24 protein-coding genes are annotated in these 26,079 nt (G+C 66.3%); 12 read left to right on the forward strand and 12 right to left on the reverse strand.

Features of this window, described 5'->3' with window-relative positions; genetic code table 11:
- Positions 1–11: 11 nt before the first annotated feature.
- From AC1DW9_RS25690 to AC1DW9_RS25700, 3 genes are all read right to left on the reverse strand, one after another.
- Positions 12–440, reverse strand: a complete 429-nt coding sequence (locus AC1DW9_RS25690) for a VOC family protein (protein ID WP_441492268.1) — start codon at positions 438–440, stop codon at positions 12–14.
- Positions 441–652: 212 nt separating this feature from the next.
- Positions 653–1,126 carry a YidB family protein gene (locus AC1DW9_RS25695; RefSeq protein WP_441506837.1) on the reverse strand — a complete coding sequence of 158 codons (474 nt, stop codon included), beginning with the start codon at positions 1,124–1,126 and terminating at the stop codon, positions 653–655.
- A 24-nt stretch (positions 1,127–1,150) separates the two neighbouring features.
- Positions 1,151–1,411, reverse strand: a complete 261-nt coding sequence (locus AC1DW9_RS25700) for a GlsB/YeaQ/YmgE family stress response membrane protein (RefSeq protein WP_441506838.1) — start codon at positions 1,409–1,411, stop codon at positions 1,151–1,153.
- 199 nt (positions 1,412–1,610) lie between these two features.
- Between AC1DW9_RS25700 and AC1DW9_RS25705 the strand changes: the two genes are divergently transcribed.
- From AC1DW9_RS25705 to AC1DW9_RS25750, 10 genes are all read left to right on the forward strand, one after another.
- Positions 1,611–1,826, forward strand: a complete 216-nt coding sequence (locus AC1DW9_RS25705) for a hypothetical protein (RefSeq protein ID WP_476776884.1) — start codon at positions 1,611–1,613, stop codon at positions 1,824–1,826.
- Between the two features lie 18 nt (positions 1,827–1,844).
- A complete protein-coding gene (locus AC1DW9_RS25710; protein ID WP_476776885.1) occupies positions 1,845–2,756 on the forward strand; it encodes an NAD(P)/FAD-dependent oxidoreductase in 912 nt (303 codons plus the stop codon).
- A gap of 280 nt (positions 2,757–3,036) precedes the next feature.
- Complete coding sequence (bcsN, locus tag AC1DW9_RS25715) at positions 3,037–4,035, forward strand: cellulose biosynthesis protein BcsN (protein ID WP_476776886.1); 999 nt, start codon at positions 3,037–3,039, stop codon at positions 4,033–4,035.
- Between the two features lie 26 nt (positions 4,036–4,061).
- Complete coding sequence (gene bcsA, locus AC1DW9_RS25720) at positions 4,062–6,248, forward strand: UDP-forming cellulose synthase catalytic subunit (RefSeq protein ID WP_441506842.1); 2,187 nt, start codon at positions 4,062–4,064, stop codon at positions 6,246–6,248.
- Positions 6,245–8,722 (forward strand): cellulose biosynthesis cyclic di-GMP-binding regulatory protein BcsB, encoded by a 2,478-nt coding sequence (locus AC1DW9_RS25725; RefSeq protein ID WP_441506843.1) that lies wholly within the window; start codon positions 6,245–6,247, stop codon positions 8,720–8,722. Before bcsA ends, AC1DW9_RS25725 begins: the two co-directional genes overlap by 4 nt.
- The gene (locus AC1DW9_RS25730) at positions 8,719–9,738 is read left to right on the forward strand and encodes a family 8 glycosyl hydrolase (RefSeq protein WP_476768205.1); all 1,020 of its coding nucleotides are present in this window, start codon (positions 8,719–8,721) and stop codon (positions 9,736–9,738) included. The genes AC1DW9_RS25725 and AC1DW9_RS25730 overlap by 4 nt, the downstream gene beginning before the upstream one ends.
- Positions 9,729–11,921, forward strand: coding sequence for a hypothetical protein (locus AC1DW9_RS25735; RefSeq protein ID WP_476776887.1), 2,193 nt, complete (start codon positions 9,729–9,731; stop codon positions 11,919–11,921). The genes AC1DW9_RS25730 and AC1DW9_RS25735 overlap by 10 nt, the downstream gene beginning before the upstream one ends.
- 156 nt (positions 11,922–12,077) lie before the next feature.
- Positions 12,078–12,341, forward strand: a complete 264-nt coding sequence (locus tag AC1DW9_RS25740) for a hypothetical protein (protein ID WP_441506846.1) — start codon at positions 12,078–12,080, stop codon at positions 12,339–12,341.
- A gap of 184 nt (positions 12,342–12,525) precedes the next feature.
- Positions 12,526–13,656 (forward strand): efflux RND transporter periplasmic adaptor subunit, encoded by a 1,131-nt coding sequence (locus AC1DW9_RS25745; RefSeq protein WP_441506847.1) that lies wholly within the window; start codon positions 12,526–12,528, stop codon positions 13,654–13,656.
- A 2-nt stretch (positions 13,657–13,658) separates the two neighbouring features.
- The gene (locus AC1DW9_RS25750) at positions 13,659–16,820 is read left to right on the forward strand and encodes an efflux RND transporter permease subunit (RefSeq protein WP_476768202.1); all 3,162 of its coding nucleotides are present in this window, start codon (positions 13,659–13,661) and stop codon (positions 16,818–16,820) included.
- 38 nt (positions 16,821–16,858) lie between these two features.
- Here the strand turns inward: AC1DW9_RS25750 and AC1DW9_RS25755 are convergent, their stop codons facing one another.
- The 6 genes from AC1DW9_RS25755 to AC1DW9_RS25780 form a co-directional block, all read right to left on the reverse strand.
- The gene (locus AC1DW9_RS25755) at positions 16,859–17,089 is read right to left on the reverse strand and encodes a hypothetical protein (protein WP_441492255.1); all 231 of its coding nucleotides are present in this window, start codon (positions 17,087–17,089) and stop codon (positions 16,859–16,861) included.
- Positions 17,090–17,284: 195 nt separating this feature from the next.
- Positions 17,285–17,989 carry a fumarylacetoacetate hydrolase family protein gene (locus AC1DW9_RS25760; RefSeq protein ID WP_476768201.1) on the reverse strand — a complete coding sequence of 235 codons (705 nt, stop codon included), beginning with the start codon at positions 17,987–17,989 and terminating at the stop codon, positions 17,285–17,287.
- A 32-nt stretch (positions 17,990–18,021) separates the two neighbouring features.
- A complete protein-coding gene (locus AC1DW9_RS25765; RefSeq protein ID WP_441492253.1) occupies positions 18,022–18,774 on the reverse strand; it encodes an ABC transporter permease in 753 nt (250 codons plus the stop codon).
- Between the two features lie 9 nt (positions 18,775–18,783).
- The gene (locus tag AC1DW9_RS25770) at positions 18,784–19,587 is read right to left on the reverse strand and encodes an ABC transporter ATP-binding protein (RefSeq protein ID WP_441506936.1); all 804 of its coding nucleotides are present in this window, start codon (positions 19,585–19,587) and stop codon (positions 18,784–18,786) included.
- 17 nt (positions 19,588–19,604) lie between these two features.
- Positions 19,605–20,423 carry an ABC transporter permease gene (locus AC1DW9_RS25775; protein ID WP_441492252.1) on the reverse strand — a complete coding sequence of 273 codons (819 nt, stop codon included), beginning with the start codon at positions 20,421–20,423 and terminating at the stop codon, positions 19,605–19,607.
- Positions 20,424–20,515: 92 nt separating this feature from the next.
- Positions 20,516–21,508, reverse strand: a complete 993-nt coding sequence (locus tag AC1DW9_RS25780; RefSeq protein WP_476776888.1) for an ABC transporter substrate-binding protein — start codon at positions 21,506–21,508, stop codon at positions 20,516–20,518.
- A 232-nt stretch (positions 21,509–21,740) separates the two neighbouring features.
- Here AC1DW9_RS25780 and AC1DW9_RS25785 point away from each other — a divergent pair, with 232 nt between their 5' ends.
- Positions 21,741–22,436: a FadR/GntR family transcriptional regulator gene (locus AC1DW9_RS25785; RefSeq protein ID WP_441506851.1), complete on the forward strand. Its 696-nt coding sequence runs from the start codon at positions 21,741–21,743 to the stop codon at positions 22,434–22,436.
- Positions 22,437–22,527: 91 nt separating this feature from the next.
- Here AC1DW9_RS25785 and AC1DW9_RS25790 read toward each other — a convergent pair whose 3' ends face one another.
- From AC1DW9_RS25790 to AC1DW9_RS25800, 3 genes are read right to left on the reverse strand one after another with little or no spacing between them, the layout of a single operon-like run.
- Positions 22,528–23,415: an aldo/keto reductase family oxidoreductase gene (locus tag AC1DW9_RS25790; protein WP_476776889.1), complete on the reverse strand. Its 888-nt coding sequence runs from the start codon at positions 23,413–23,415 to the stop codon at positions 22,528–22,530.
- 52 nt (positions 23,416–23,467) lie between these two features.
- Positions 23,468–23,641 (reverse strand): hypothetical protein, encoded by a 174-nt coding sequence (locus AC1DW9_RS25795; protein WP_476776890.1) that lies wholly within the window; start codon positions 23,639–23,641, stop codon positions 23,468–23,470.
- Positions 23,638–25,101: an MFS transporter gene (locus AC1DW9_RS25800; RefSeq protein ID WP_476776891.1), complete on the reverse strand. Its 1,464-nt coding sequence runs from the start codon at positions 25,099–25,101 to the stop codon at positions 23,638–23,640. Before AC1DW9_RS25800 ends, AC1DW9_RS25795 begins: the two co-directional genes overlap by 4 nt.
- A gap of 97 nt (positions 25,102–25,198) precedes the next feature.
- On the opposite strand from AC1DW9_RS25800, the gene AC1DW9_RS25805 reads away from it, so the two are divergent.
- Entirely contained in the window at positions 25,199–26,035 is an 837-nt protein-coding gene (locus tag AC1DW9_RS25805; RefSeq protein ID WP_476776892.1) for a helix-turn-helix transcriptional regulator, read from the forward strand.
- Positions 26,036–26,079: the final 44 nt, after the last annotated feature.

Consider the following 26,079-nt stretch of genomic DNA (forward strand, 5'->3'; position numbering starts at 1 on the left):
CTGCCGATCACTCAGAACGTGATCTTGACCGATGGAGCGCTGCGTTCGGCCTCGCCATGGAAGACGGCCTCGATATTGTTGCCGGCGGGATCGAGCAGGAAGGCGGCGTAATAGCCGGGATGATAGGGGCGCTCGCCCGGCGCGCCGTTATCCCTGCCGCCGCTGTCGAGGCCAGCCTTGTAGAAGGCGTCGACCATGGCGCGGTTCCTGGCCTGGAAGGCGATATGGTGCCGGCCCGTGAGCTCGCCCTGCGCCGCCTTGCTCTGCGCGCTCGAGACGAAGAGTTCGTCCACCCAGAAATAATCCTCGGCCGTCCCGCCGATCGGAATGTGAAGTTCGCGGAAGATGCCCTCGTAGAAGCGGCGGCAGGCGCCGAGGTCCGCGACAACGAGCTGGATATGATCGATCAGCCGGCCGCGATGTAGTTCCTGGGTTTCCATCTGTTCCTTCCGATTGCGCATCAACTCAGGCGAGACAGTGTGGTTCCAGGCCGTGACGAGATCTGGCAGTACCCGATCTGGCAGTACCCGATCTGGCAGTACCTGGCAGCCTCGAGAAACCCTGCCCCGACGACGAACCGGCTCCCGATGACGGGAGCCGGTCGCTGGACGTGTCGACGGTCACCGGCTCTGCCGGTCATGCAGGGGCGGGATCAGGCCCCGGCGGCGGGGAGCCTGCCGTCGGGCGTATAGCGATCCACGGCGTCAGGCAGTTGCCGGGACAGCCGGGACAGCAGCTCGTCACGGGACAGGCCCGTCTGGCGTTCGAGCTTGGCCAGGACATCGGGTCCGATCACCTGTTCCAGATCCGGCGGCGCAACATCCTGATTGGCACCCTGGCGCACCCAGGAATCGGCCTTCTCGCCCTGGCCTGCCTGTTTGAAGCGATCGATCAGCTCGCCCAGACCTCCGTTCAGGAAGCCGCCGATCCCGCCTGCGCCCAATGTGCCGCCGAGATTGCCGAGCACGGAATCCGCGCCTTTCGGGATATCGCCGGCCGGTGCACCGGTTGGGGTCGGCTGGTTGGCCTGGCCGAGCCACTCGGCGATCTTGTCGCGATTCTGGTAGCCTGCGAGGGCAACGAGGCCCAGCAGTGCCGTCATCGACGGAAAGCCCTTTTCGCTCATGAGGTCGCTCCTTGCGCTTGGGTGTCAGACGCTGTGTCGGCGGTTTGAGAAGAAGGCCCAGACCATCAGGACGATGATGGCGCCGACGACCGCCCCGATCAGGCCCGCGCCTTCCCCCGGGCGGTACCAATGAAGGGCCTGTCCCAGATAGGTCGCCACGAAGGCGCCGACGATTCCGAGAATGGCCGTCAGGACGAAGCCGGTCGGCTCGTTCGACCCAGGGGTCAGGAATTTGGCGATCACGCCGGCGAGAAAGCCGATGACGATGGTCCACACAATGCTCACGATGTCCTCCCGCAATCGCTAGGCCACATCCGAATCCGCATCAGCGGGCTCGATCGATGCGCAAGCGCATCTCCTGAACCGGCGATCGGCAAGTAGGTTCCCTTACGGCCCCGTCAGCCCAGGCGAGGCTGCCCCGCGTCGGCCGGGAACGAATTCACTGCCCGCTCCGTTTGATCCCTGGGATAGTCCGGAGTTCATGATGAAGCTGATCGCATCGGCCCAACTCGTCCATGCCTTTTCCGCGCGGGTTCAGCTCATCGGGTGGCTCCAGGCGTCACATTCCCGAGATCAATCGATCCTTATGGAGGAACTGACGGTCAACGGGGCGTTGCGGCGAGATGCCGATGTGACGTCCTCCCGAGACCGCCCGTGCCGCGCAAGCCTCTCCGCCCTGCCGTTCGCAAGCGTCGCCTGATCAAGCCGAGGGCCCCTCATGTCAGACCAGCTCGATTGCCTCGTGATCGGCGGCGGCCCCGCGGGCCTGACGGCGGCGATCTATCTTGCGCGCTTTCATCTCAGCGTCACCGTCATGGACGCGGGCCATGGCCGCGCGCTGCAGATCCCCTGCACCCATAATCATGCCGGCTTTCCCGAAGGCATTTCCGGTCGCGAGCTGCTCTCGCGGATGCGGTCGCAGGCAATCCGGTACGGCACCTGGATTGTCGATCGCCACGTCGAGGCGCTGACCCACGACGGTTCCGGCTTCGGGGCGCACGGGCGGGACGTCGACATCAAGGCGCGCTCGGTTTTGCTCGCCACCGGCGTCACGAACCGTCGCCCCCCGATTGCCGACGCGCTCCATGCCGAGGCGCTCATGCTGGGCCGCCTGCGCTACTGTCCGGTTTGCGACGGCTACGAGGTCACCGGGCAGAACGTCGCGGTCATCGGCTCCGATGCCGGCGCTGCGAATGAATGCGAATTCCTGCGGTCGTATACGGCGCGGGTCAGCCTTGTCCTCGATGGAACCGAGGGCCTTGCCGCCCCCCTGAATGAGCGTCTCGCGGGTCTCGGGGTTCGCATCATCGGCGGACCCGCGCAGGAATTCCGGCTGGAGGAGGATGGCCTGAGCCTGTCTTCGGCCGCGGGGCGGCTGCGCTTCGACACCGTCTATCCCGCCCTTGGCTCGGTCGTTCATTCCGACCTCGCGACCGCATTGGGCGCGGCCGTGACGGATGATGGCTGCATCCAGGTCGATCGCCACCAGCGCACCAGCATCGCGGGATTATACGCGGCCGGCGATGTCGTGATCGGTCTCGACCAGATCAGTCATGCCATGGGTCAGGCCGGCGTGGCCGCGACCGCGATCCGCAACGATCTCGCCGCATCCCGTCCGCAGCTGCGCTAGTCATGGCGGCAAGCCCCCTCCCTTCTGCGACGCCGGCGACAAGGATATTCCAGATCATCCGCTTCGCCGGCTTTCAATCCGGAACAGAGAAGGCCTGCCGAGTGTCGAGGCAGTCCCCGGCGACCATCGCAAAGATTATGGGGGATGAGATCGCCAGTATTCCAAATTCTCCCACTGCGCTCGCTCGACAGGGGTTGGTGCCGGTGCCGGAATTGTCTGTACTGGCAGGTATGATTCGATCGAGGGCCAAAGACTGGCCGCATCAGCCTGCGGTAAGAACGTGTTAATCTTTGTTAATCAATGGTTCCGACATGTCGATCGCTCCAAGACACCGGCCTGCGTGCCGATGAGCGTGTCCGGCCTGCGTCCGGCGCTCGGCCCGGCTCGCGGCCAGACCAGGGGGCGGCTCGCAACCCTTGCCGCCGCGGCCTTGCTGGGTGCGATGGCGGCAGGCTGCGGTGAGCAGAGGCTGACGGATGCCGAACTGTCGTTTGCAACACGCTCCATCGCCGTCGACCCGAGCCGCGCCCTCATCGTGCTGCCGCCGGGCGGGCCAGCGGTCGTGAACGTCACGCAGCGCAGCTACGAAAATGCCGTGTCCCAGACCGTTACGCTCGCCACGCGAGGCCGGACGCCGGGCGAGAATGCGATCTATGCCGCCTTCCTGACGGCGGCGGATGTTCCCGATACGAATGGTGTGGAAGGCAGGCTCCTCTCGCTTCCGAGCATCGAGGATTTCGCGATCGCGCGCGAGATGGAGGAGCGGCTTCCGGGCGTCGCCATGGTGCCGTCGGCCGCCTATGTGCAGAACCGCTACGGCCCGTTCGGCTATGCCTTTGGCCGCGGCCCCGGGGGCGATGGCTGTCTTTACGCCTGGCAGCGCGTCGCAAGCGATGACAGCCTTTTCCGCCCCAGATCGGGCGTGATCTCCGTGCGCCTGCGGATCTGTGCGCCGGGAGCGTCGGAAGCCGCCTTGCTGCGCCTCGCCTATGGGTTTTCCGTCAACGCCTCGCTCAGGCGCGCAGGCTGGAACCCGATCGGGGATGCGCCATCGCCGTCCCCCGATCTCGGCGAGGCCGGCGCGCCGATCTATCCCCTGCCCCAGGCATCCATGCCCCAGGCATTCCTGCCTGAGGCGGTCGAGCGGCCACCTCCGGTTGCCCGCCCGAAACGTCCGCAGCCGGCCCGTACCGAGGTGAGAGACCCTGTCCCGGACAGGCCTTTGCCGGACCGACCCCTGGAAGGATACCCGACCGTTCCGCCGCCCTTGTCGCCTTGACCGCAACCAGGATCACCTGAAGACCGATGCGAACAACGATCTACGTCATCGTCTGGGCTGTGATCGCCGCCTTGGTCGTGGTGCTGATCACCTTGCCGATCAGCCTGCAGGCGCATCTGATCGCGGGGGCGATCGTGGTCACGGCGATGATCGCGCTGAAGTTCCTGCGGCCTGACGGCGTCTGGCGGCTGATCGCGCTGGGATTGGGAACGGCGATCGTGCTGCGCTACATCTATTGGCGCACGACGAGCACCTTGCCGCCGGCGAACCAGATCGAGGACTTCATCCCGGCGATGATCCTCTATCTCGCCGAGTTCTATAATATCGGCATGCTGTTTCTCAGCCTGTTCGTGGTCGCGCTGCCCTTGCCGCCGCGCAAGACACCGCCGGTCGACCTGGAGAATGCGCCCACCGTCGACGTCTTCGTGCCGACCTATAACGAAGAGGCGGACCTGCTGGCGACGACGCTCGCGGCTGCGCTCGCGATGGATTACCCGGCCGATCGCCTGAAGGTCTTTCTCCTCGACGATGGCGGAACCGACGAGAAGTGCAACGCGGATAATTTCGTGGCCGCCAACGCCGCCAAGGAGCGCCGGGGGACGCTGCAAAAGCTATGCGAGGGCCTCGGCGTCACCTATCTGACGCGCGAGCGCAATATCAGCGCCAAGGCCGGTAACCTCAACAACGGTATCGCTCACTCCGAAGGCGAGTTGATCGTCGTCTTCGATGCCGATCATGCGCCCGCACGGTCCTTCCTCGCGGAGACCGTGGGCTTTTTCGGCCAGGACCCGAAGCTGTTCCTGGTGCAGACGCCGCATTTCTTCATCAATCCCGACCCGCTGGAGCGCAATCTCCAGACCTTCAAATACATGCCGTCCGAGAACGAGATGTTCTACGGCATCATCCAGCGCGGTCTCGACAAATGGGACGCCTCGTTCTTCTGCGGTTCGGCTGCGGTGCTGCGCCGCCAGGCACTCAAGACCACCAATGGCTTCGCTGGACGTAGCATCACGGAAGACGCCGAGACGGCGATCACCCTGCACGCCACCGGCTGGCACAGCGTCTATGTCGACAAGCCGCTGATCGCCGGGCTGCAGCCGGCGACCTTTGCGAGCTTCATCGGGCAGCGCTCGCGCTGGGCGCAGGGCATGATGCAGATCCTGATCTATCATCGCCCGCTGTTCAAAACCGGTCTCTCGCTGCCGCAGCGGCTCTGCTACTGCTCCTCGGCGCTGTTCTGGCTGTTTCCCTTCGCGCGCTGGATCTTCCTGATCTCGCCTCTGTTCTACCTGTTCTTCGGATTGCAGATCTTCACGGCATCGGGGGCGGAGTTCTTCGCCTATATCCTGAGCTATATGGTCGTGAACCTGATGATGCAGAACTATCTCTATGGCCGCTATCGCTGGCCATGGATCTCGGAACTCTACGAGTTCATCCAGTCGGTCTACCTGCTGCCTGCGGTCGTCTCGGTCCTCATCAATCCGGGCAAGCCGACCTTCAAGGTCACGGCCAAGAACGAATCTCTGGAAACCCGTCGCGTCTCCGAGCTGGGGCTGCCGTTCTTCATCATTTTCGGCGTCCTGGCGCTCGGTGTCGTCGCTACCTATTGGCGGATCATCACCGAGCCCTACAATGCCGACACGACGGTGGTCGTCGGCCTCTGGAACCTGCTCAACCTGCTGATGGCGGGCTGCGCGCTCGGCGTCGTCTCCGAGCGGCCGGAGGGGCGCGCGGCCCGGCGCTTCGCAGTGCGGCGACGCGGCGAGATCACCATCGACGGGCAGACCGCGCCGATCGTCACCGAGAACGCCTCCGTCGACGGCGTCGGCATCCGCGTTCTGTCCCATGTTTTCGACAAGCTGCCTGTCGGCAGCGAGGCGCTCATTTCTTTCGAGACCACGATCAACATGCCGGCCGGCACGCTGCCGGTGCGTGTGATGCGCCTGGCGCCTGACGACAAGGGTTTGCTGATGGGCTGCCGCTACGCCCCGAGCGAAGCCCTGCACAGCCGCATGATCGCCGATCTCGCCTTTTCCGACGCCGAGCGTTGGACCCTGTTCCAGAAGGCGCGGCGCCAGAACATGGGGGTCGTCTACGGCACGATCCGCTTCCTGCGGATCGCGATCTTCCAGACGAGCCGCGGCTTGTCTTATTTCTTCGGCCTTTACCGCCTGACACGCTCTTCGGCGACACCGGCGAGGCCAGCGGAATGAGGCTGCAGCCATTCTCCCTGATGGCCGCCATGGCCCTGCCGCTGTTCTGCGGCGCCAGCATGGCCCAGGACGGGCGCGTGCAGCCAGCCCCGGCCGAGCCGGCCCCGTTCATGATCGCGCCTCCGGAGCAGCCGCCGGCCGCAAAGCCCCCCGTGGCACCGGCTGCACCTGCTGCTGAGCCCCCTGCCCCGAGCCAGCCGCCGAAGTCCGCGACGGCAGCGACTGCGCCCGTCCCCTTTGCGTTCAAGCCGTTGCTTCCTGCCGCCCGCGTCACCCTGGAAGGCGAGAGCGACAGCCGCAACTGGGCTTTCTTCCTGACGCAGGACGAAGCCGCTGCCGATCTGAACCTGGACGTGGCATTCCAGAATGCCCTCGTCGTGATGCCGGAAGCCTCGCGGTTGACCGTGCGGATCAATGGCGAGCGCGTCATCGAGCAGCCGATTGCATCGTCGGACCGGCTGGCGCGGCTCTCGGTCGCGATCCGCAAGGCGCTTTTGCGCGCAGGCGAGAATACGATCGGTTTCGAGGTCGTGCAGCGCCACCGCACGGATTGCACCCTGGCATCCACCTATGAACTCTGGACGCGCATCGACGGTGCCGGCACGCGACTGAGCTTTCGCAGCCCCGATGCCGCGCAGCTGCGTTTGCGAGGCATCGACGATCTGCCGTCGATCGGCGGGGACGAAAGCGGCCAGACGACGATCAACATCGTGGCGCCCAGCGCGTCGCGGGCGATCGCGGGCAACACCATTCTCGCCGTAGCCCAGGCCGTGGCCCTGCGCGGGCGCTTCGGGCAGGTCGTGGTGCGGGTTTCCGAACGGCCGCCGGAGCGGCTGCGGCCGGGCTCGCTGACGGTTGTGATCGGGACAGCGAACGAATTGGGCGAGCTACTCGGCTCGATTCCGGAGGAAGCGGCCACCCGCAGCTTCCTCGGCTTCGTCGCCAGTCCGAAGCTGGGTCCGGCCACACTTCTCGTCACGGGCCAGGGCTGGCCGGATATCGAGGCGGTCGTCGCCAAGATCCTGACCGAGCCGGTTTCGAGGCCGACCAATATCAACCGCACAAGCATGGATACGGCGAGCTGGCACACGCCGAACCCACCTTACGTTACGGGCCGGCAGGTGCTGCGCTTCGCCGATCTCGGCGTTCCCACCCAGGAATCGACCGGCCGGCGCATGCGGGTGCGCGCCGTCGTCGCAATGCCCGGCGACTTTTTTGCGAACGCCTACGGTGAGGCCACGCTTCTTCTCGACGGCGCCTATTCCGCGGAGGTCCTGCCCGGCGTCAGCCATATCGAGATCTTCGTCAACGGCAATGTCGCCGCGACCGTGCCGCTCAACACGACGACCGGCGGCCTGTTCCAGCAATTCCCCATCACCGTGCCGATGCGGCATTTCCGGCCGGGGATCAATGAGCTCTGGCTCGAGGCCGTCACGATCGCGAGAACCGATCTGAGCTGCGGGCCCGGCGCGACGCTGCCTGGCAAGAGCCGTTTCGCGCTGTTCGATGCCACCTCGCTGGCCGTTCCGGATTTCGCGAAGATCGGCGTCAAGCCAAACCTCGCCGCCGTTTCCGGCACGGGATTTCCCTACTCGGTGGCGCCGCGCGTGGCCCTAGTCATGGGCCGGCTCGATGCCGCCAATTACGGTGCGGCGGCGACTCTGCTGGCGCGCCTGGCCCAGCGCGCCAGCCGGCCCATCGCGGTCGATCCGCTGGCGAACGCCGCCACCGTGGGAGATCGCCCGGCGCTGATCGTCGGCGCCGTCGGCCAGTTGCCAAGCGGCCTGCTGCCGCGCGTCGGCATCGCCGACACCGTCCGCACCACATGGCCACAGCGCGCCGACGCCGTCGTGGTCTCGCCCGATGCGGATGGCACGGCCGTGTTCGACGCCGTGCTCAACCGTTTCCAGGGCCGCCAGACGACACCGGAAGATTCAGGCGGCGTGCCGCAATCCACGAACGAGATCCGCGACCGGTGGCGGAACTCGCTCGGTGGCCCGCTGGCCCGCTATCTCGTTGCCTTCGACGGCTGGCTGCAGCGCACCTTCGACCTGTCATTTGCCCAATTGCGCACACCGTCGCGCTCGTCTTCGCTCTACGAGCCTGCCGAGGGAACCGACCTGATCGCAGCCCAGGCCGCCGATCCGGATACCCGGCAGGTCTGGACCGCCTTCGTCGCCCGGCGCGAAGAGGCGCTCGAGAGCAGCGTTGCCCGGATCGTGACGCCGGGCAATTGGGCTGCCATGGCCGGCAGGATCACGGCTTTCCGGGGTGGGCAGGAAACACATGTCCTCTCCGCCGACCGCACCTCCTTCTTCATGACGCGGCCCTTCAGCTTGACAAATATGCGCCTCGTCCTCGCCAACTGGATGTCGAGCAATATCGGCACCTACGCGCTGACGCTCCTGGCCGCCTGCATCAGCCTCGGCATCGGCACCGCGTTGATGCTCGGACGGTTGGGGCGGCGCTCATGAGAAAGCTCCTGGCTACATTCTCAGCCACCATGATGCTTCTCACATCGGCCCTGTCTGCCTCCCTCCCCGACGGCGCATGGGAGCTCTACCGGCAAAAATTCGTCACGCCCGAAGGGCGCGTGATCGACGATGCCAATGGCGGGATCAGCCATAGCGAGAGCCAGGGCTATGGCCTGCTGCTCGCCTGTCTCGCGGGCGACCGCAGCAGCTTCGCCAGCATATTCGCGTTCACGCGCACAGAGCTCCTGATCCGCGACGACGGGCTCGCGGCCTGGCGCTGGGACCCCAAGGCGAGCCCCCATGTCACCGACATCAACAATGCCAGCGACGGCGATCTGCTGATCGCCGAGGCCCTTGCCTGCGCCGGCGCGCGCTGGGCCATGCCGGCCTACACGGCGGCGGCGCGCCAGATCGCCCGGTCATTGGCCAAGGTCGCGCTGTTGAAGCGCGGTGGCGAGACCTGGCTGATGCCCGGCGCGGTCGGCTTTTCCGAGAAGGACCGGCCCGACGGGCCCGTGGTCAATCCATCCTACTGGGTGTTCGAGGCGCTGCCGGCGCTCGCGCAGCTCACCGGCGATCAGAGCTGGATGCAGGTGCAGGCGAGCGGCCTGAAACTGCTCGACACGCTTGCCAAGGCGAAGATGCTGGCGCCGGACTGGGTCTCGATCAAGGACACGCCCAGGCCTGCCGACGGCTTCCCGCCCCAGTTCGGCTACAACGCCATCCGCATCCCGCTCTATCTGATGCGGGCGGGGCTGGCCGACAAGGCGCGCATGGAGCCGTTCCGCAAGGCATGGGCCGGCGGGACTGCCGTGATCGACGTCAAGACCGGCAATCCCGTCGAGCCGCTGCCCGACGCCGGCTATCGCATTCTCGCGGCCGCGATGGCCTGCGCGCTCGACAAGACGCCAATCCCGGCGGAATTGAAGACCTTCCAGCCGACGGCCTATTATCCCTCGACCCTGCATCTTCTGTCCCTCTCGATGCTCCGCGAGAGGTATCCGCAATGCATGTGAAATACGCCGTCCTGGCGATCGTCCTCGCGAGTGCCGCGTTCTATGCCTTCGGCCGCCATGGCCGGGAGGTCGATCTGTCGTTGACGCCGCCTGCGGCGATCCGTCAGGCGGCCGCGGCCGGAAGCTCTTCCCCTGACAGCCAGCAACCCGCGCCGGAACTCGCTCAGGCGCAGCCGCCGGCGACCCCGCCCGGCCAACCGGCGCAGCGGCCCCCCGTCGTCGACGAGAGTGCCTTGCGCTATTTCGCATCTCAGGGCGACACGCGGCGCCTGGAGGCCGAGCTTGCCCGGCTGCGCGCCCTCTATCCGGAATGGAAGCCGCCCGCCGACCTGACGTCTCCGGCTCAAACCGGCGATCCCGAGCTCGAGCGGCTTTGGAAGCTCTTCTCGGAAGGCAAGATCGCCGAGGTCCGGGCCGCGATTGCGCAACGCGGCACCAGAGAGCCGAACTGGCGTGCGCCTGTCGATCTCGTCGCCCGGCTCGACGCCGCCGAGGCGGCGCAGCGGCTGGTCAATGCCTCCAATGCGCGGCAATGGGAGCAGGTGATCCGGATCGGCACCGAGACGCCGGCCTTGCTGACCTGCGCGAATGTCGATGCGCTGTGGCGGGTGGCCGAGGCCTTCGTGCAGACCGGCAAGCCCGAGCGGGCGCGGGACGCCTATTCCTATGTGCTGGGCAACTGCAACACCCCGGCAGAACGGATCGGGACGATGCAGAAGGCGCTGGCGACGCTGCCCGATACGCTGACGGACGCGCTTCTGGCGCAGGAGAGGCAGACCGAATTCTCCAGCATCCGTGACGAGATCGCGCGGCGGCGCATCGGGCGGGCTGCCGAGGATACCAAGCTCACCGTATCCGCCGACGACATCCGGCGGGTCGAGGCGCTTGCGAACGCCGCGACGACGCCGGACGATGCCATCCTGCTCGGCTTCTACACGCTGCGCCACAATGATCCGGTCAAGGCGGAGGCGCTGTTCCAGTCCGCCTTGCAGCGCAAGGGCGGAGCCAAGGCGGCGGAAGGCGCGGTGCTCGCGCTGGCCGCCAATCGCAAATATCGCGAGGCCGAGGCGCTGGGTTCGCAATGGCTGGACGCAGGCGCCGCCAACCGCAAGGCCTATCTCGACGCGGTGACGTCGCTGATCACGCAGGAACCGGCTCCGAAGCTGGATCGCGCCGTCGTCGAGCGGATCGCGAAGACCGTTGCGACCGACCGCTACGCGCCAGGCGCGGCCGGTCTCGGTTGGTATGCCTATAATGCCGGCCAGACCTCCCCGGCCGAGACATGGTTCGAAACCGCCCTCTCCTGGGACCGTGGCTATGAGCCGGCCGCCTATGGGCTTGCCCTGGCACGGCAGCGCCTGCGGGACCAGGCCGGCCTGCGCGCGATCGTCAACGACTGGGGCGGCCGCTCCGAACGGATCGCCGCGCTGCTCGATCCGCGCCGCAACCGCGCCTCGCGCGGCCAAGATGCGCATGGCCAGGATGCGCGTGACCAGCAGCAGCGCCGGGATGATGTCGCCGCTCCGGCCGTGCCGGTCATACGCGAGCGAGACCCGATCGAACCCGCACTGAGCCGCCCGGTGCGCTCCCGGGCAGCCCGGCAGACCGTCCAGACCGTCCAGGCCGATAGCGACGCTGAGCCTGTCCGGCGCCGCCAGGCGGCAGCGCCCGCTTCCGGCAGTTGCGGCAATGGCCAGTCGGGCGCGGCAGCATTGCAGCGCGGCTGGTGCCTGCTCAACCTGAAGCGCCCTGCGGCTGCGGCCGAGGCTTTCGAGGCCGCGATGCGCAGCAGCTCGGGCCAGGTCGCGGCCGACGCGGCCATGGGCAAGACCTATGCGAAGCTCCAGCAAGGCCTGACGGCGGAGGCCAATGTCGCGGCGGCGCAGACCAATCCGGCTCCCGCGCAGCGCCGCGAACTCTCGGCGCTGCTGCTCTCCGAGCGGTTCTATGCGCAATATGACAACAAGGACTTCAACGGCGCCCTGGTAACCCTGTCGGAACGTGCCCGTCTTGCTCCCGAAACCACCGACCTGATGATGATGCGCGGCTGGTCCTACTTCCATCTCGGCCGCTACACCGATGCCAGCAGGGTCTTCACGGCGCTCTACAGGAGCAACGGGTCGCCGCAGGCGCTGGCCGGATTGACCGCGATCGGCGATGTGACGCGCCAGAACAGGTACTGATTTCGCGCACGGTCAGTGACTGAGGCCGGGCGAGCACCGCTTCATCTCCCGCGTATGGCCAACCGACAAAGGCGCGAGTCTTTGCCGCGGGAACCGATAGCCGGGCCGATCGTTTGACTGTCTCGCATCAGCTTATGACAGGACGGGAGGTCCGCCATGCCTCTGATCGACGAAGCCAAACCCGTGGCCGCGGGGGTGAGCGCGGCAGGTCGTCGGGATGATCCGCGCGTCCAGAGAATTGCCAGGGCGATGTGTCGCGCCGCGCGCATCGACCCCGAGCAGCCGGCCGGAACGGTGGCGATCTTCACGATCATGCACTGCCACGCCGGACGGTCGGAGAATGATCCGGCCTGGATGTTGTTCGCGCGTCAGGCTGAACTCTTCATCGCCATGAATCCCGACGTAGTCGAACCGCTCTGAACCGTCACGGAGACGCCGACAGCCTCGGCGAACCCAGCCCCTCGCGGTTTCGGCATCAGCCGGGCTCTGTGCAAGCGCCCGGAAGTTTGTCACCATGGGCGCAGGTCCCAGCGGGTCTCGATCCTACGGGACTTGGGTTCCTGGGGGCTTGCATCCCCGGGATCGATCATTGCGGGGCATACGGATGACGTTCCGGTTGCTTGTCTCGATTGCGGTGATGGCGCTGGCGCTCGGCGCCTGCAACGACCGGCAAGCCGCGCAACCTCCGGCCGCCCCGCCTGCGCCCGCCGTCGGCATCCAGCCCGCCACCAAGAAGGGCGTGACCTGGTCCTATTCCTTCGTCGGCCGCATCAAGGCGCCCGAAAGCGTGGCGCTGATCGCCCGCGTGCAGGGCTTCCTCGACAAGATCCAGTTCACCGAGGGGCAGGAGGTCAAGGCCGGCGACACGCTCTACCAGATCGAGAAGGTGCAATATCAGGCGCAGCTCGACCAGGCGACGGCCAACCTCGCCGCCGCCAAGGCCCAGGAGCTCAACGCTCAGCTCACCTATGCGCGCTCGCAGGACCTGGTGAAGACGCAGGCCGTCTCGCAGGCGACGCTCGACAGCAACCGCGCCGCTCTCGACGTCGCCCATGCCTCGGTGCTGCAGAACCAGGCGGCACTGACCCAGGCCAAGGAAAATCTCGGTTACACCGACATCATCGCCCCGATCGCCGGCCGCATCGGCCGCACGGCCTATACGCAGGGCAATCTCGTCGGCCCCAGCAGCAACCCGCTCGCGACCATCGTCAGCCAGGACCCGATGTATGTCCTGTTCCAGGTCAGCGTGCGCCAGCTCGAGGAACTCCGCGAGGCGCGCCGGCGCGAGGACGGCAGCCAGAGCAAGATCGCGATCACCGTGCGCCTGTCCTCCGGCAAGGAATACCCCCATCCCGGCGTCTGGAACTATACCGACCCGCAGGTCGACCAGCAGACCGACACCGTGACCATGCGGGCCTCGCTGCCCAACCCCGATCGCCAGCTGATCGACGGCGAATTCGTCTCGGTCGAGGTCCGCGAGCGGAGCCAGCAGGCACGCCTCGTCGTGCCGCAGGCGGCCGTCCAGGTCGATCAGGCCGGCAGCTATGTCATGGTTGTCGACAAGGACAGCAAGGCCCAGCAGCGCCGCATCAAGCTGGGCCCGCAGCAGGACGCCGATGTCGTCGTCGAAACCGGATTGACCGAGGGCGAGAACGTCATCGTCGAAGGCCTGCTCAAGGTGCGCCCCGGCCTGACCGTCTCCGCCACGCCCGTTGCTCCGGCAAGCGGGAGCTAGACGTGATCTCGTCGATCTTCGTCGACCGGCCGCGCCTCGCCTTCGTCGTCTCGATCGTCATCACGCTGGCGGGCCTCATCGCCATCTTCACGATCCCGGTTGCGCAGTTCCCCGATATCGTGCCGCCGCAGGTCACCCTGACCGCGAGCTATCCCGGCGCCGATGCCGAGGTGGTCGAGACCACCGTCGCCCAGCCGATCGAGCAGCAGATCAACGGCGTCGACAACGCGCTCTACTACCAGTCGACCAGCGGCGCCGACGGCAGCTACACGCTCAACGTCACCTTCGCGCTCGGCACCAACCCGGACATCAATACCGTCAATGTCCAGAACCGCTCGTCGCTGGCCCAGCCGCAGCTCCCGACCGAGGTCACGCGTCAGGGCCTGACCGTCCGCAAGAAATCCGCCGCGCTGCTGCAGGTGGTCGAGATCCACTCGCCGAAGCACACATTCGACTCGCTCTATCTCAGCAATTACGCGACGATCAACCTGGTCGACGCGCTCGCCCGCATCAACGGCGTCGGCCAGGTCAGCCTGTTCGGCCCGCTCGATTACTCGCTCCGGGTCTGGCTCGATCCGAACCGGCTGACGGCGCTCAGCCTGACACCGAGCGACGTCATCTCCGCGGTCCAGGGCCAGAACGTGCAGGCGGCGCTCGGCCGCATCGGAGCCGCCCCGGTCAGCAGCGACCAGCAATACCAGCTCACGGTCAAGACGCAGGGCCGCCTCACCAAGCCGGAGGAATTCGCCAATATCGTGCTGCGCACCAATCCGGGCGGCTCGGTCGTGCGCGTCAGGGATGTGGCGCGCGTCGAGATCGGGGCCCGCACGGCCGATCGCTACAGCCGTTTCAACGGCGCGCCGGGCGCCGCCATGGGCATCTACCAGTCGCCCGGCGCCAATGCGATCGATGTCGCCAAGAAGGTGCGGGCGACGATGGAGGCGCTCTCCAAGCGCTTCCCCGAGGATCTCGCCTACGGCATCTTCTTCGACACCACGGTCTTCGTCAGCGCCACGATCGACGAGGTCATCCGCACCCTGCTCGAAGCCTTCGTGCTGGTCGGCCTCGTCGTCTTCCTCTTCCTCGGCAAGCTGCGCACCACCATCATCCCGCTGGTCGCGGTACCGGTCTCGATCATCGGCACCTTCGCCGTCATGCTGGTGATCGGCTTCACCGCCAACACGGTCTCCCTGCTCGCGCTCGTGCTCGCCATCGGCATCGTCGTCGACGACGCCATCGTGGTGATCGAGAATGTCGAGCGCGTCGTCGAGGAGGAGCCGGAGCTTTCGATCGCGGACGCGACCAAGAAGGCGATGGCCGAGATCACCGGGCCGATCATCGCCATCACCTTCGTGCTGCTCGCGGTCTTCGTGCCGGTCGCCTTCATTCCCGGCATCAGCGGCCAGCTCTTCCGGCAATTCGCGGTCGCCGTCTCGACCGCCATGCTGATCTCGGCAATCAACGCCCTGACGCTGAGCCCGGCGCTCTGCTCGATCCTGATCAAGCGCGGCCATGGCGGCGGCGGGCCGATGCGCTACGTGATGAACGGCATCGACAAGGTCCGCGACGGCTATGCCGCGATCGTCAGGCGCCTGGTCAGGGTCGCCGTCGTCGTCCTGTTCGTGCTCGCCGGCATCCTGGCCGCGACGGGCGGGCTGTTCCTGACCACGCCGCAGAGCTTCCTGCCGGAAGAGGACCAGGGCGCCTTCTTCATCGCGATGCGCCTGCCCGAAGGCGCCTCGGTGAACCGGACCGCGGCCGTGGTCGAGCAGGTCGAGAGCATCGTCCGGCCGGTCGCCGGCGTCCAGGGCGTGCTTTCCGTCGTCGGCTTCAATTTCATCGACGGCCTCGCCTCCTCCAACCAGGCCTTCTTCGTCATCCGCCTGAAGCCGTTCGAGGACCGCAAGGATCCGGCGCAAGGGGTCGGCGCGATCATCGGGGCGCTGCGGCCGCAGCTTGCCGCCGTGCAGCAGGCAACGGTCTTTCCGTTCAACCTGCCGCCGATCATCGGGCTCGGCAGCACCGGCGGCTTCCAATATGTGCTCGAAGCCCTGCAGGGCCAGTCGCCGACCGACATCGCAGCCACGATGCGCGGCCTGCTCATCGCCGCCAACCAGCAGCCCGAGCTCGCCGCGGTCTTCAGCACCTTCGCCGCCGACACCCCGCAGATCTATCTTGATATCGACCGCGACAAGGCGCAGGTGCTCGGCGTCCAGATCGCCGACATCTTCAACGCCCTCCAGGCGACGCTCGGCGGCTTCTACGTCAACGACTTCAACGTCTTCGGCCGGACCTGGCAGGTCAATGTCCAGGCCGAGACGCCCTTCCGCCGGGCCGTGACCGATATCGGCAAGATCTATGTCCGCGGCAAAACCGGCGCGATGGTGCCGCTGAACGCGCTCTCGCAGGTGCGCCTCGTCACCGGGCCGCAGGCCCTGACCCGCTACAATGGCTACCGGGGCGCGATCGTCAACGGCTCGCCGAAGCCCGGCGTCAGCTCGGGTCAGGCGATCCAGGCCATGGAGCGCATCTCGGCGACGACCCTGCCGGCGGGCTTCGGTTTCGAATGGACCGGCACGGCCCTGCAGGAGAAGGCCGCAAGCGGCGGCACCCCGATCGTCATCGCGCTCGCCCTGCTCTTCGCCTATCTCTTCCTCGTCGCGCTCTACGAGAGCTGGAACGTGCCGATCGCGGTGCTGCTCTCGGTCACGGTCGCGGTGCTCGGCGCAGTCGCCTCGGTTGCGCTGACCGGCGTCAGCCTCGGCGTCTACGCCCAGATCGGCCTCGTCGTGCTGATCGCGCTCGCGGCGAAGAACGGCATCCTGATCGTCGAATTCGCGCTGGAGCAACGCGCCAAGGGCGAGTCGATCATCGATTCCGCCGTGTCCGGCGCCAGGCTGCGCTTCCGCCCGGTGATGATGACGAGCTTTGCCTTCATCCTCGGTCTGCTGCCGCTGGTGATTGCCACGGGGGCCGGCGCGCTCAGCCGGCGGGCGGTCGGCACGCCGGTCTTCGGCGGCATGCTCTTCGCCTCGATCTTCGGCATCTTCCTGATCCCGATGCTCTATGTCGTGTTCCAGCGGATGCGCGAGCGCAGCAGGGGCAGGCCGAAAGACGCGGCCCCGGCCAGCGAGCCGGCCCCCGCCCCGGGCCCTGGACACTGAGCCCAGGTCCGGTGCCGGAGCGTCCGCTCAGGCTTGGATCACAGATCCCGCGTGCGGTCGGGGAGCTTGTCGATCGCCTCGTCCGCGCCCTGGTCCTTCTTGAGCACGCCTTCGCGCAGAACCTTGGTGGCCGCGTCGGCCTCCTTCTTCGTGTCGCCGGGAAGAGGTGCCGTCTCGGGCGTAGCAGTGAGACCGATATCCTTGGGCTTCTTGCCGTCATTGCGGGCCGTTGCCGCGAATGTGGCAAGGGATTCGGGTTGTTTGGCCATTGGAGCCTCCCTGGTTTCCAGGGTAACCCGCCAGCCAGCGAACCTGTTCCAGGGCGTTATCGGCAACAGTCCTGGCCGAAGCCGCCGACGGTCGCGCCGCGATAGTGAAACCGGACGGCGCCCATCGGGCAAATTACCCCTTCACGGCACGACCGGCCGAGGCCGGCCTGCCGTGAGTGGACGCGGTCGCCGCGCTCAGGCGACCTTGGCGTGCACCGTTCCGATGCCCTCGACATGGCCCTCCATCACGTCACCGCGGACGATGGCGCCGACGCCCGACGGCGTGCCAGACATGATCAGGTCGCCCGGCTGCAACTCGAAAAGGCCGGAGAGATAGGAGATCATCTCCGGCACCTTCCAGATCATGTGGTTGAGATCGCCCTGCTGGCGGATTTCGCCATTCACCTTGAGCCAGACCGCCCCGTTCTCGGGATGGCCGATCGTGCTCGCAGGCACGATTTCGCTGAGCGGCGCCGAATGCTCGAAGGCCTTGCCGATCTCCCAGGGCCGGCCCGCCTTCTTGCACTCGTCCTGCAGATCGCGCCGCGTCATGTCGAGGCCCACCGCATAGCCATAGACATGCTCGAGCGCGCGCTCGACCGGGATATCCTTGCCGCCCTTGGCAAGGGCGACCACCATCTCGATCTCGTGGTGCACATTGCTGCTGCGCGGCGGATAGGGGAAATCGGCGCCATCGAGGACGACGCTGTCGGGGTTCTTCTGGAAGAAGAAGGGCGCCTCGCGGTTGGGGTCGCCGCCCATCTCGATGGTGTGGGCGGCATAGTTGCGGCCAACGCAGTAGATGCGGTGAACGGGGAACCGGCTTTGCGTCCCCCGCACCGGGACCGTGACCTGTTCCGGGGCCTGGACGACATGGTTCTGAGGCGTGGCGATATTCATCTTGCGGGATCCTTCGTTGGCAAGAGAGGTCTTCAGCGCGCGGCGGCGTAATAGCCGAACCGACGTTCGAGCCGGGCGAGCAGTTCGTTGAGGGTGAAGGCGAAGGCGAAGAGCACGAGCAGCAGCGCCCAGAAATGCTCCATCAGGAAATGCGACTGGTAGATTTCGAAGAGCGTGCCGAAGCCGACGACGGAGACCAGCAGCTGCCCTATGACCACGCCCTTGACGGCGCGGATCATGCCGAGCCGGATGCCCGCCAGGATTTCGGGGAGTGCCGCCCACAGATAGATCCGGCTGAAGGCCTGCCAGCGATTGGCGCCGAAGCTGCGCGCCATCTCGACCAGCGAGGGCGAAATGGCGCGGATGCCGGCGCGCGTGTTGAGCACGATGATCCACATCGAGAAGAGCACGACGGTCAGCACGATCGTCGTCTCGCCCAGCCCGAACAGCACCATGATGACCGGCACCAGCGCGCTGAGCGGCGCGGAGAGGAAGAGGTTCACCCAGGGCAGGAGAAGCCGGTCGGCAATGACCGAGCGGCCCATCACGATGCCGAGCGGGACGCCGACGCAGATCGCAATCGTGTTGCCGAGCAGGAAAGCGCGGCCCGTGATCAGCAGTGCGTCGAGGAAGGAGGCTGTCGGGACGATCTCGAAGACGCGCCAGATGATGCGCGACAGCGGCGGCAGGATGAAGCCGGCATCGGTATGACCGGCGATCTCCCAGATCACGGCCCAGACGAGAAGCGCCGCCATCATCGGAAGGCGGATACCTGAAATGACCATGGCCGACTCCTAGTCCAAGTAATGCCGGAGCTGCTGCCAGATCGCCTCGACGACATCGAGATAGGCACTGTCACGCCTGATCTTCTCGGGGTCGCCGCCACGGACTATCTGCGGCTCGATGATCGCCGAGACGCGGCTCGGCCGGCGCGAGAGCAGCGCAATCCGATCGGAGACATAGACCGCCTCCTCGATGCTGTGCGTGACGAAGATGAAGGATTTTCCTTCATTGGCGACGAGTTCGAGCAGCTCTTCCTGGAACTTGCGGCGGGTCTGCTCATCCACGGCCGAGAACGGTTCGTCCATCAGCACGACCTTGGCATCGACCGCCAGCGCACGCGCCAGGCCGACGCGCTGGCGCATGCCGCCGGAGAGTTCGTGCGGGTATTTCTGTTCAAAGCCCTTGAGGCCAACGCGCGCGATATGGCGTTCGGCGATCGCCTCGCGCTCGCTATGGGCGACGCCGCGCAGCTCGAGCCCGAAGGCGACATTGCGGATGACGCTGGCCCAGGGCATCAGCGCAAAATCCTGGAAGACGAAGGCGCGTTCGGGGCCGGGCCCGGTCACCTCGCGGCCATCGACGAGAACCTGGCCGCCGGTGGCGGGGATCAGGCCTGCGATGATCTTGAGCAGCGTGGTCTTGCCGCAGCCCGAGGGGCCGAGCAGCGTCGTCAGGCGCCCTTCCGGAAACTCCAGCGAGATGCCGCTCAGCGCCTCGACGCCGCCGGCATAGGTTTTCGAGACGCTGCGCACTTCGACGATCGGCCGGGCCGCGCGGGCGGGAAACGGCGGACGGTCACCGAGGTGCTGCGGCATGATGGCTGCGTTGGGGGTCATCTGCGCACCTCCGGTCGAAACAGGGTGACTTCGATCCGCTCGAGCAGCTCGATGAACAGGACCGAGAACACGATGATGGCGAGGATGGCCGCGTACATCTTGGGATAGTCGGCGACCGATTGGTTGTAGGAGATCACGTCGCCGATGCCGGTCGGCGTGATCAGCAGTTCGGCGAGGATCACGCCGATGAAGGCGGCGGCGCAGCCGAGCCGAAGGCCGGCGAAGATCATCGGGCTGGCTGCCGGCAGGATGATCAGGCGGATGCTCTGGCTGCGCGTCGCGAGAAACGAGCTGCCCATTTCGAGAAGCGATTTCGGCGTGTTGCGCACGGCGCCGAGCGTGTTCAGCACGATGACCGGCATCGCCATGATGCAGACGGTCATGACCTTGGCGGTCAGCCCGATGCCATAGGCGAAGGTCAGGATCGGGATGAGCGCCGCCAGCGGCGCCGCCTGGGCGATCACGAAGATCGGCGCGAACAGCCATTCCGAGGGTTCGTGCAACCCCATCAGCACGCCAAGCGCGACGCCACACAGAATCGAGGCGGTCAGCCCGATGACGAGCGGGTGGAGTGTGATCAGGAAGGCCTTGAACAGGGTTCCATCGGCCATGATCGCGCGCAGACCACCGAGCGTTTCCAGGAAAGTCGGAAAGGCGGGGCTGAGCGGTATCCGCCCGGCATATTCCCAAAGCGCCAGAGCGGCCGCGAAGGACACCAGGCGCAGCACGAGCGGATGGATCAGGAGATCGCGCCAGCGCTGGGCCGGAGCCCTGCCAAGCGCCGGCAGGGCAGGAGCAAGTTCGGAAATCTGCAAGGGAGAGCACTCCGCTTGTGCGCGTTTTCGAAACGAGGGGTCCCCAGGCCGGATGCTGCATGCACCGGCCCCGGGGACGGGTCCGGACGAGGCTAGCTGCCCAGGGCCTTGCGTGCCCGCTCCAGCGGCGCGAGGTACCAGAAATCCTCGACCTTCAGCTCGGCGGCCGGACCCTGCAGCTGGCCGGCCTCGGTGTAGAACTCGAAATCAGCCTTCGCGACCTCGGCGCTGCCGCCGGCCGGCGCATAGACGCCTTCCTTGGTCGCCAGCGTGTAGAATTTGGTGATGCCCTCCAGTACCTCCTTCGGCTGGTCGGCCATCAGCTTGCGCTTGACCCTCTCCTGCTCGACGATCGCCGGATTGGCCGCCATTTCCTGCCAGAGCCGCAGGAATTCGGTGACGATGACATCGACCTGCTTCTCGTTCTTCTGGATCCAGTCGGTCCGGCCGAACAGCGTCTCGTCGGAAGCCGGCTCGCTAACGCCGGGCAGGACATGGAAGCGGTCGCCCGCCTTCTCCAGCAGCAGGTTCTTGTTGGCGAGATCGACGATGGTGGCTTTGATCTGGCCCTTCATCATGCCGATGATCCGGTTCTCCGAGCCCGGCACATAGCTGCGCTCGCCAAACTGGATGCCCTCACGCTTGGCGATAATGTTGCCGATCGCCTCGGTTCCGGTGGCGCGGGCGTGAAAGGCGATCGGCTGGCCGTTCATGTCCTTCCAGGTCTTGTAGGACTTGTCCGCGACCGGGAAGAAGACGAGGCGCGTGCCCTGGAAGAGCACGCGCAGCGGCGCCTTGCTCTTCTGGACGACCGCGTAGGGCGTTCCGACGCCGAGATCCGCCTGGCCGTTGATCACGGCCTGGATGGCAAGGTCCTCCTTCGAGAAATGCGTCACCTGGTAATCGACGCCCCTCTCCTTGGCGCGCTCCAGCGCGATGATCATCGAGAGCGTCTCGGTCGACAGCACGTCTCCCAGCGCAACCCTGACCTTCGCTTGCGCCTGCGCGGCGGCGCTTCCGAGCATCAGCGCAGCGCTGACGGCGGCGGCGCCGAACAGGACGGACCTTCTCCTCAACAGCTTCATGATCTGACTCCTCCCAGAGTTCTATTTGGCTTTTTGCGCAACCTTGGTCGCAACCAATTTTATTTGGGGCACTGTCATGTGCCGGATTGATCCCGTCAAGGCTTCGATTTCCAGTAATTTTCCCGAAAATCCTTGCGCGGTGCAGCAATAATCACAACCAATATTCAAAATGGTTGCGCTCGCCCGCGATCCATGGGATCACGATCACGTTCCCCATTGCCGGTCGCACATCATGGATCAGAAAGCTCCCACCCCGCCCGATGCCGATGTCTCGGGCGTCCTGACGCAGCTCTATGGCTACATCACCGCGGCGCAGCTGCCGGATGACGGGCGCCTGCCGCCGGAGCGGGAGCTGGCCGAACTGCTAGGGGTGAAGCGCACAGAACTGCGCAAGGGCCTCGCCGCGCTCGAACGCGAGGGCCAGCTCTGGCGCCACGTCGGCAAGGGCACGTTCGTCGGCCCCAAGCCGCCGCAACTGGTCGATATCGCGGACCTGGTGCAGCGCAGCAATCCGGTCCAGGTGATGAAGGCGCGGATCGGCCTCGAGCCCGAGCTGTCACGCCTCGCGGCGATCAACGCCACGGTGGCCGAGATCGCGACGCTCGCCGAACTGAACGCCTCCTGCCGCGCCGCGACGAGCTGGCGCGAATACGAGGCTTATGACGCGCGCTTCCACCACCAGATCGCCGAGGCCGCGCATAACCCGATCCTGATCGCGCTTCTGGAAACGCTGAACGCCGTGCGCCGTGCCGTCACCTGGGGGCGGCCGCGACCGAGCCATTCAAGCCCGCCTGCCGATCATCACAGCTTCGAGGACCATGACCGGATCGTCGACGCGATCGCCCACCGCGAGCCCGGGGGCGCCGCGGACGCGATGCGCCGGCATCTGCAGAATGTCGAGGACCGGCTGATCGGGCGCTCGCCCTGAGGCAGGGCACCTCCTCGATTGCCGTTAGATACCGCCATTGCGCATGGACCCGGCAAGCATGGACCCGGCAAGCATGCCCCACGCGCTGCCGTCAGGCCCGGGCCGAAGCGGATCCCGCTGCGATGGTGTTCAACGCCGCGATCGCCTCACCCCTCAGGTCCAGCGCGCCGGCGGCGATATTCTCGCGGAGATGAGCGACCGAGCCGGTGCCCGGGATCAGCAGAATATTCGGCGCGCGCTGCAGCAGCCAGGCGAGCGCGACCTGCATCGGCGTTGCGCCGACCCGCGCCGCGACCTCGGTCAGCCCAGCCGATTGCAGGGGCGAAAAGCCTCCGAGCGGGAAGAAGGGTACATAGGCCGTGCCCGCAGCCGCCAGCTCGTCGATCAGCGCGTCATCTGTGCGGTGAACGAGATTGTAGTGGTTCTGGACGCAGACGATCTCGCAGATGCCGCGCCCCTCCCCGACCTGCTTGGCGGTGACGTTGCTGAGACCGATATGGCGGACAAGGCCCTGTTGTTGGAGTTCGGCGAGCACGGTCAGCTCGGCAGCCAAGCTGCCCTCAGCCGGGCCATGGCCATCGCCCCAGAGCCGCAGGTTGACGACATCGAGCGCCTCGAGCCCGAGATTGCGCAGATTGTCGTGCACGGCCCGCCGCAACGCGTCCGGCGAGATCGCGGGAAGCCAGGATCCGTCAGCGCCGCGCCGGGCGCCGATCTTGGTGACGATGACGAGATCGTCGGGATAGGGCGACAGCGCCTCGCGGATCAGCTGGTTGGTGACATGCGGGCCGTAGTAATCGCTCGTGTCGATATGGTCGACGCCGCAGGCAATCACCTCGCGCAACACCGCGAGCGCCGCATCCCGGTCCTTCGGCGGGCCGAATACGCCAGGCCCGGCGAGCTGCATGGCACCGTAGCCGAGCCTTTTCACCTGGCGGGTACCGAGGCGCCAGGTCGGGGATGGGCTCCTGCCAGGCATTGTCGCTCTCCTGTCGATGAAGGCACGAGACAGCGACTGGATGACCGCCGGATCAGAGCGCATAATCGGCGCCGGCCAGGCGGAATTCCATGCATTGCAGATCCATCTCGAAGACCTCAAGGCGCCCGACATTGTTGCGCGTGCCAAGGGTTTTGGCGAGGGCGATCATATGGGGAAGGTCCGGGCACGGCTTGAGCCTCGATCCCAGGCCAGGCTTCAAGGTCATCGCGGCAATCTCCTGCGCGCAATCCCAAAGATCAGGACAGCGGCGACGATCGCGGCGGCGAGGTTGTAGGCCATCCCCCCGACGAAGGCAGAGGCGTAGAGCTGGGCTTGCCCTCCTGCGTCGATGCCGGCGGCAAGCGCCGCACCGAAGAGGATGCCGACGACGGCCACCCCCAGCGCCGCACCGACTTGCTGCAGCGTTGCGACCACACCGGAAGCCATGCCTGCCTGTCCCTCCTCGACGAAACCGAGGACGAGATTGAGCAGCGGCGTCATGATGAAGCCTTGGGCCGCGCCGACCACGATCAAGGCCGGGATCAGATGCGCGACGACGAGTTCGGCGCCGGCCAGCCAGACCTGCGCGATCAGAATGCCGAGCGACACCGCATAAAGAAGTGCGCCACCGGCAATCGCTGCCGTGCCAAGGCGCGCGACGAGGCGTGGCGCCGCCATGGAGGCGATGACGAACCCGATGCTGCAGGGGACGAAACTGAGACCTGCCTCGACGGGACTGAGACCAAACCCGGTCTGCGCCAGGAGAGCAAAGCATAGAAAGAACGAGGACGATGTCGAATAGATCAGGACGACCAACAGACCGCCTTGGGCAAAGCGCGATTGACGCATGAGCTTCATATCGACGAGAGGCTCGCCGCCCGCCCGGCGCCGGCTCTCCTGCTGCCCGTAGAACGCAGCTATCAGGACGGCGGCCCCTGCCAGCGATGCAAGGGTCCAAAGCGGCCAGCCCTGCGCCGGCCCTTCGATCAGTGGCACGAGCAAGAGCGTCAGCCCCAGGCTCACGAGGGCCACGCCGGACCAGTCGAGGCTCGGACGCTCCGGCGCGTAGGTCTCGGGAATGAACGGCGCCATCAGGATGGCGATGACACCGATGGGAACATTGATCAGGAAGATCATGCGCCAACCGAGACCGAACAGGTTCGCCTCGACGAGAAAGCCGCCGACCACCTGGCCCGCGATGGCGGCAAGGCCCAAGGTCATGCCGAGCAGTCCAAAGGCGCGACGAGCGTCGTCAGCAGAGAAACTTACCCGGATCGAGGCATAGACCTGCGGAAACAGGAGTGCTGCCGCCAATCCCTGCACCACGCGCGCAGCGATGAGGATCTCGACGGTCGGCGCCAATCCGCAGAGCGCCGAGGCGAGCGTGAAACCGGCAATCCCGACGACGAAGAGCCGCCGGCGGCCGTGTATGTCGCCGAGCCGGCCACCGGTGATCAACAGCACCCCGAAGCCAAGTTCATAGCCGGCGACGATGAAGCCGATCTGCGACAGGCTGGCGCCGAGGCTGGCCTGCATGGCCGGGATCGCGACATTGACCACGAACAGATCGAAGATCGTCACGAATCCCGCCAGAAGCAGAACCGACAAACCGAGCCAGGGCGGGCGGGCCCCGCAGCTTCCTGCCGGGCTGCGCAGGGTTGGGGCCGTAGCGGTATCGGAACTCATGTTGCGTCCTCGGATTAACGACGCAACAGCCATGAAGCGGCATTGACGCTGATACAATTTAACTCATTATGCTATTACTATTTGTACGGATTGGGCCATGGCGACCTTCGATCGGACCCGACCCGAGCTTTCAGAGTTCCTGCGTGCGCATCGCGAGCGGCTGACGCCCGAGGATGCCGGCTTACCCGCCGGCAAGCGTCGGCGTACGCCCGGCCTCAGGCGCGAGGAGGTTGCCGCGCTCGCCGGGGTGGGCCTGACTTGGTACACATGGCTCGAGCAGGGTCGCAATATCGGCGTCTCCTCCGGTTTCCTCGACAATCTCGCCCGGGTCCTGAAGCTCGATGGCGCCGAGCGACGGCATCTCTTCCTGCTCGCCCAGGAGCGCCCACCGGCCGAGCCGGGAAAGACATGGTGCACGGTTCCGTCCCTGGTGAACCGGCTGATGGACGACCTCGCCCCACACGCGGCCTATATTCTTAACCTGCGCTGGGACGTGCTGGCCTATAACGACGCGGCCGAAGCCCTGTTCCGCTTCGGCAGCCAGCCTTCAAACCGGCGCAACCTGCTGTGGATGCTGTTCTGCGATCAGCACCTCGCCGATACGCTTGTGGATTGGGAAAACCAGGCGCAGGCCATGCTGGCGAGCTTTCGCCGGGATTTTGCAGGCGCGCGCGGCGATGCGGACATGCGCGCCCTGGTCGCGGAACTGGAAGATGTCTCGCCGGAATTCAAGACATGGTGGCGCAGCCCGGACGTCCACGCACCCTGCACCGGCACGCGTACGCTGCGCGTCGGGGGCCGCCCCGTCACCTTCGAACACACGTCGCTCACCGTCGATGGCGGACGGCATCTGAGATTGGTGGTCTATGCCGCCCTTGCCGCTCAAACCTCCCACGAACGGACCGAGTGCCTGCCTGCATTGGAGCAGAGCTGAGCGCTTCGCGCCCTCTGCGAAGCGTCGGTCGCGAACCAAGCCGC

The sequence above is a fragment of the Allobosea sp. P4_E12 genome (assembly GCF_056401655.1).